2 protein-coding genes are annotated in these 2,029 nt (G+C 40.8%); both read left to right on the forward strand.

Annotation, left to right across the window (positions count from 1 at the left end):
• Nucleotides 1-144: 144 nt before the first annotated feature.
• Entirely contained in the window at nucleotides 145-408 is a 264-nt protein-coding gene (locus ABD036_RS19010; protein WP_343862765.1) for a hypothetical protein, read from the forward strand.
• 821 nt (nucleotides 409-1,229) lie between these two features.
• Nucleotides 1,230-1,472, forward strand: a complete 243-nt coding sequence (locus ABD036_RS19015) for a hypothetical protein (RefSeq protein ID WP_343862702.1) — start codon at nucleotides 1,230-1,232, stop codon at nucleotides 1,470-1,472.
• The last annotated feature ends 557 nt before the right edge of the window (nucleotides 1,473-2,029 follow it).

The raw sequence follows: 2,029 nt of genomic DNA on the forward strand, positions 1-2,029 counted from the left end.
GCGTAAATTAGCACCTAACAAACGCATTAACTTGCTCGCAAGCTCGCTTGGACAAATACTCGCTGGCTGGGGCTCATTCTTCGCCAAGTTTAGCCAGCAAGTATTTGCCAGTTATGCGAAGCGTTATGTGCCAAGGAAATTGAAGTGGGCTTAATTGAAGCTATATTGATTGGTTTACAGCTCGACCGATTACAAAAACCTCTGGTGTTCTTCTCAATGCTTATAGGTTTTTCCTTTTTTTTAGTCGCTGGGGTTGGCGTTCTTTATGGCGTATCAGAAGTTGTTCTTAGCGATAAAGAGGGTAAAGAGGCAATCATTGGTCCTTTAATCGGGATGGTCGCTTTTTCTCTCCTATTCTTTGGGCTGGCTGCGGTTTGTGGCCATTTTATAAAAAAGTGCGTAAGGTAATGTCACATAACAAACGAATATTGCTGACCCAAACTCACTGGCTGCGGCTCGTGCCTCGCCTAGTATAGCCAGCAAGTTTGTGCAGCAAATTCGGACGTTAGACGTAAAAGGAATTATTAAAAAATGACAACTATCAACTTTACAGACTTAGCGATATTTATGCTCATCTTAGCTCCGTGCATGGGTTTCATTTGCTACTTTCTAGGAAAGCGTAAAACTAGTAACCCTATTCGTACTGCAATTTTTGGCTTTTTTTCGGGGTTCATTCCGCCAATCGGTTTAATTTATTTGTTAATTTTAGTCTTTAAGCACGATCTACCATCGGCTCAAAGTAATGTTTAAACAATTTACGTCTAACAAACCAATCAACCTGACACAAACTCGCGGCCATTGCTCGTGCCTCACAAAGTGTAGGCCACGTGTTTGTGCAGTCTATTAGGGGCGTTATACGGATTTCTTTTAAGGGTTAAACGTTGTCTGGGTTTGCTGGTAACAGCCTGGCTTTATTGCTCATTTTCAAACTGTATTCGCTCCTTTTTTGCCAGTTTCTACTTTAAACGTTAACGGGCCTTTTCATCGTTTCAGTTGTCATAGTTCTGTTAGGTAACTTAAAAAGTTATCGCTTTTTTCAGCGATTCGATTGTAGTATTTGGTTTAGTAATTTTAATCGTGGGCTTTGTCAGTATGTGTTCTCCGTATAACAATCCAATCAACCTGACACAAACTCGCGGCCATTGCTCGTGCCTCACAACGTGCAGGCCACAAGTATGTGCAGTCTATTAGGGGCGTTTTAGACGGCATGTTACATAAGGAACACTAGCATGGGTGAAGGCTTTATTGTGGTAATTCCTGTGACATTGTTGTCTTTGGCTATTTTAATTACTTGGTTTTTTAAAGGTAGGGGTTCTAATCAGGTTAAATGGATCTCTTTAGCTGTTTACGTCTTTGTTGGGTTAGCTTTGTTTGCGCTTTTCGACAACTTTTTCTCGTTGTTGTGGTTAATGTTGGTAGGATTTATTCTTCCAATATTGTTCAGTTACTTTAAAGATCGCAATGCCGTCTAACAAACCAATCAACCTGACACAAACTCGCGGCCATTGCTCGTGCCTCACAAAGTGTGGGCCACGTGTTTGTGCAGTCTATTAGGGGCGTTATACGGATTTCTTTTAAGGGTTAAACGGTGTTTGGGGTTGCTGGTAACAGCTTGGCCTTATTGCTCTTTTTCATACAATATTCGTTCTCTTTTTGCCAAATTCAACTTTGAACGTTAACGGGCCTTTTCATCGTTTCAGTTGTCATAGTTCTGTCAGGTTACTTAAAAAGTTATCGCTTTTTTCAGCCGTTCGATTGTAGTATTTGTTTTAGTAATTTAAATTGTTGGCTTGGTCAGTTTGTATTCTCCGTATAACCAACCAATCAAGCTGACCCAAACTCGCGGCCATTGCTCGTGCCTCACAAAGTATAGGCCACAAGTTTTGGTCCGCTTATTAGGGACGTTATGTTTAATCAAGGAAGTATGAACTATGTATAAAATCAGATGGATTTTGGGACCTGCATTTTTCGGTTTTTTTCTAGGTCTATTGCTTTTCATGGGCCAGCACGCAGAAGGAATTAAAACTAC

The organism is Aliiglaciecola litoralis (assembly GCF_039523355.1).
In the GTDB taxonomy this organism is placed as follows: Bacteria; Pseudomonadota; Gammaproteobacteria; order Enterobacterales; family Alteromonadaceae; genus Aliiglaciecola; species Aliiglaciecola litoralis.